Source organism: Syntrophomonas sp., from assembly GCF_028707975.1.
Lineage (GTDB): Bacteria > Bacillota > Syntrophomonadia > Syntrophomonadales > Syntrophomonadaceae > Syntrophomonas.
This window is the reverse complement of the sequence record NZ_JAQVZX010000147.1, coordinates 1-3,708: the sequence shown is the minus strand read 5'-3', so window position 1 is coordinate 3,708 and position 3,708 is coordinate 1. Positions and strand designations below refer to the sequence as shown.

General features: G+C 45.3%; 4 protein-coding genes. 1 reads left to right on the top strand and 3 read right to left on the bottom strand.

Annotation, left to right across the window (positions count from 1 at the left end):
• Positions 1-1,169: pyruvate kinase (gene pyk / locus PHP87_RS11385; RefSeq protein WP_299921463.1), on the top strand; the 1,169-nt coding region annotated here is incomplete at its 5' end.
• A gap of 236 nt (positions 1,170-1,405) precedes the next feature.
• Here pyk and PHP87_RS11380 read toward each other — a convergent pair.
• Genes PHP87_RS11380 through PHP87_RS11370 form a run of 3 tightly spaced genes read right to left on the bottom strand, consistent with a single transcriptional unit; the run spans position 1,406 to position 3,188 of the window.
• The gene (locus PHP87_RS11380; protein ID WP_299921461.1) at positions 1,406-2,281 is read right to left on the bottom strand and encodes a zinc ribbon domain-containing protein; all 876 of its coding nucleotides are present in this window, start codon (positions 2,279-2,281) and stop codon (positions 1,406-1,408) included.
• A complete protein-coding gene (locus PHP87_RS11375) occupies positions 2,281-2,640 on the bottom strand; it encodes a hypothetical protein (RefSeq protein WP_299921459.1) in 360 nt (119 codons plus the stop codon). The genes PHP87_RS11380 and PHP87_RS11375 overlap by 1 nt, the downstream gene beginning before the upstream one ends.
• Positions 2,637-3,188 carry a sigma-70 family RNA polymerase sigma factor gene (locus PHP87_RS11370; protein ID WP_299921457.1) on the bottom strand — a complete coding sequence of 184 codons (552 nt, stop codon included), beginning with the start codon at positions 3,186-3,188 and terminating at the stop codon, positions 2,637-2,639. The genes PHP87_RS11375 and PHP87_RS11370 overlap by 4 nt, the downstream gene beginning before the upstream one ends.
• Between the last annotated feature and the right edge of the window lie 520 nt (positions 3,189-3,708).

Here is a 3,708-nt window from a genome sequence, read left to right as displayed (position 1 = left end):
CAGCGGATGATGTGCTGGAAATAAGGCGTCTTTTGGAGCGGCGGGATGCCGACATAGATATAATAGCCAAGATTGAAAGCCAGCAAGGGGTAGAAAACCTGGAAGACATTATCAAAGTAGCTGATGGAATAATGGTAGCCAGAGGGGATTTGGGAGTGGAGATACCGGCGGAGGAAGTACCGCTGGTGCAAAAGAACATCATAGAGAAATGCAGTCCCCGGGGAAAGATGGTGATCATCGCCACCCAGATGCTGGATTCTATGATGGTAAACCCCCGTCCCACACGGGCGGAAGTTTCTGATGTAGCCAATGCAATTTTTGATGGTGCCGATGCCATCATGCTTTCAGGAGAAACAGCCGCCGGGAAATATCCGGTTGAGGTAGTCAAGACCATGGCCCGCATAGCTGGGCGGGCGGAAGAAGTATTGCCATACCAGGAAATCCTGCGGCAGAGGAGACTGCAAGGAGAGCTGTCCATAACGGATGCTATCAGCTTTGCCACCTGTGCCACCGCTATGAATTTGAACGCCTCAGCCATAATTACTCCTACCGTAACCGGTCTTACCGCCAGGATGGTAGCCAAATACCGGCCCCAGGCCAGTATTGTCGCCGTTACCACTGAAAAACGGATATTGAACAAGCTAGCTCTGGTGTGGGGCGTCTACCCCCTCTTGATTCCTGAAACCTCCGGCACCGATGAATTATTCGAAGAATCGATAAAAGCTGCCTTAGGGTCTGCCTATATTAACAATGGAGACCTGGTGATATTGACTGCCGGAGTGCCCATCGGTTCCCCAGGAGGTACCAATCTTTTAAAGGTTCATGTTGTAGGCCGAATTCTGGCCCAGGGTATGGGCATAGGCAAAGACCCGGTTACCGGGAGGGTAAGAATAGTAATTTATCCGGAAGACATGGAAAAGATTAAAGACGGGGACATCGTTGTAACCACTAGTGCCGACTGTGCCCTGGCCCCTCACCTGTCCAGAATTGCCGCCCTGGTGGCGGAGGAAGGAGGCCTGACCTCCAATGCGGCCATTATGGGTTTGAATGCTAACATTCCCGTCATTGTAGGAGCCAGAAATGCCACCGGTCTATTGGAGGATGATATGCTGGTCACCCTGGATACCCCTCATGGCCGGGTCTACCAGGGAATTGCCCGAGTACGTTAATAATTTCGGAAGTTTAAACTACGAAAGAGGCAAATTTGGTTCTACTGCAAAGTCCGGAAGCGCGGATTGCCCGCCTTGAAAAAGTAGAATTAGCCTGATTAACCAGGATGATACTATTAATATAGCACAAGACTAATATATCTACCCGGGAAAGTCCGGGCCAGAGAATTGAAATGAGGTATGAGAGGTAGCAGTGTGAATCACACCACTACCTCTTTAAGATTTCTTCTGTGTTATTATCCCATTTTATGGCCGCAGCTTCCGCAGTATTCCCATTCTCCTTTTAACTCACCGCCGCACTCAGTACAACAGCTTTTTAATAGAGCGCCGCAGGATGTGCAGAATTTCAAGTCGTTGCTTTGCTCTTGATTGCAGTTTGGGCATAAACTGAGCATTGGCCGGGCAATCAGATATACCAACCAGCCAATTACGTTGGTGAACAAGGTCAGAATGCCCCAGGCGGCAGCATTAGTTGGCCTCCGGCGGGCATCCTGATAGACCCAGATAGCCAAGAGCAACCAGAAGAGGATAAAGCAAATATGATAAACTCTCATACAAAGCATAGTATAATAACCAAACCGATCCAACTGCTCATTTATGGTAGAACTTACATGATAATTGCCAATTATGTGGTAGAGATTGTTATCCGGGGCCTTATAACTCCCAAAGACCTTGAACATCAAGTTAGGGTTTGACATAACAGTATAACTGTTACTTGGGGGCGGCATTTCAGATTTTTTATAAGCGAAAGGGAGAGGCAGTCCTTTGAACATATTACTCGTAAACATGATTGGGTAAGCAAGACCAACGGCATTGGTATCCTTCGCTGCTATAATGGTGGCATCCTGGTTAATAATGAACAGATCACCAAACTGCTCATGATTGCTTATCAATATCTTCAATTGGTGCTGCAGCACCTCAGGGGTTTCGCCTTTTTGAATAAGTTTTCCCAACTCGGAAATAGAAGGATTAAGCTGTGGGTTTACCGAATCCATTAGCTGCTTTTGTTTAAGGCCACCGAGATAGGCACCGCCCATAGATAAAAGCATCAGAATAATTATGCTTATTATGGTTATGGCGATTTTTCTATTTGCCAAAAGCGTTCCAGGCATTAATGATTACCTCCTTTATTTGACGGTAGTATTGTTAAAAGCAAGGGAGTGGTTAAAAGACCAGTTAAGATTAAATACAAAACAATACGGTGTGAATACTGTAATTGGTAATAATGTTGTAGAATCTGTCCTGCTGAGAATTCCGGCAGGGCAATGAAAAAAGGTAAAAACAGGGCTGCTGCCAGCAACAAGAGAAGAAACAGAATATCCATGCTGCTCATTCGAGTCGCCCGGTTTTTTCTTATTTCCCGCTGCACCCGGATTACTGTCCGAGCTTTTTCAGCCTGAGAAGGGATGGTTTCCGGATAAGACATAAGAAATTCAAATATTTCTTTTTCTGAATTTCTATTGCTGTTCATAATACCTCCCCTTCCTGCAAAAAACTCTTTAGATTACTTAGAGCCCCATTCAATCGTGATTTTACTGTTCCAACCGGGCAATGGACCATTTGGGCAATTTCTTTAATTGAAAACCCGTGATAATATCGCAGAACCACTGCCAGGCGTTGCTTGGGAGGCAATCGATTTAAAGCGGCTTGCACCCGGAGTGCCTGTTCCTTTTCTATAACAATGCTTTCGGGATGGCCTGCTTCTGCCGCAGGTACGGTTTCTGGATCCTGTGGAATTTCCCGGCGCCGGGAGGCCTTTTTATAATAATCGCGCAGGCTGTTATGACATATCTTGAACAACCAGATTCGGAACCGGTCCCTATGTTGGTAACGATAAAGCCCCCTTGCTGCCTTGATAAAGGTTTCCTGAATGATATCATCCACATCGCCTGGCGGGCATCCCATGCGAAGGAGAAAGTTTAAAAGGGCGGGGTAGTATTCATCCACAAGTATTTCCACAGCCCGGTGCTCTCCCTTTTGGAAGTCCCGTAAATATTGCCATTCTTCATCCGACTGCATACTTCCCCCCCTTTTATGCTACACTGCAGTGTTTCTTTCTCTAATATAATAACGAAGCCGATCGCGAAAAGGTTCATTTATCAGATTTATGATTATTGGCTCGGTTTCAACTAAAAACTAAAAAAGCCTCTATTTATGCAAAAAAAGGTATTTATATATCCAATGGAATTTAAAAGGGCTGGGGTCATTCCTTTTTTCCCTGCGGGTATTCCTCAATATTAACCGCGATATTTCTTGAAAACAGCATTTGCCAAGGATCTCTTGGATCATCATTCACCTTCGCTGAATCAGCTTGTTTTGGCTAAATTTATCGAACAAGGACATTTTAAACGGCATATCGCCAAAATGAAAAAAGTATACCGTAAACGCCAGGATACGATTATTCAAAGTATAAAAACATATTTTCACGGCAGGTGTAAAATCAGCGGCCATACAACCGGATTGCATTTGATTGTCGAGTTCAATGATGTGATATTCACCGAGCAAGTTATCAATCGATTGGAAGATGCGGGAACCCGCG

Coding starts and splice junctions, on each gene's coding strand:
- PHP87_RS11380 (WP_299921461.1), bottom strand. CDS start 2,281: ATGCCTGGAACGCTTTTGGCAAATAGAAAAATCGCCATAACCATAATA.
- PHP87_RS11375 (WP_299921459.1), bottom strand. CDS start 2,640: ATGAACAGCAATAGAAATTCAGAAAAAGAAATATTTGAATTTCTTATG.
- PHP87_RS11370 (WP_299921457.1), bottom strand. CDS start 3,188: ATGCAGTCGGATGAAGAATGGCAATATTTACGGGACTTCCAAAAGGGA.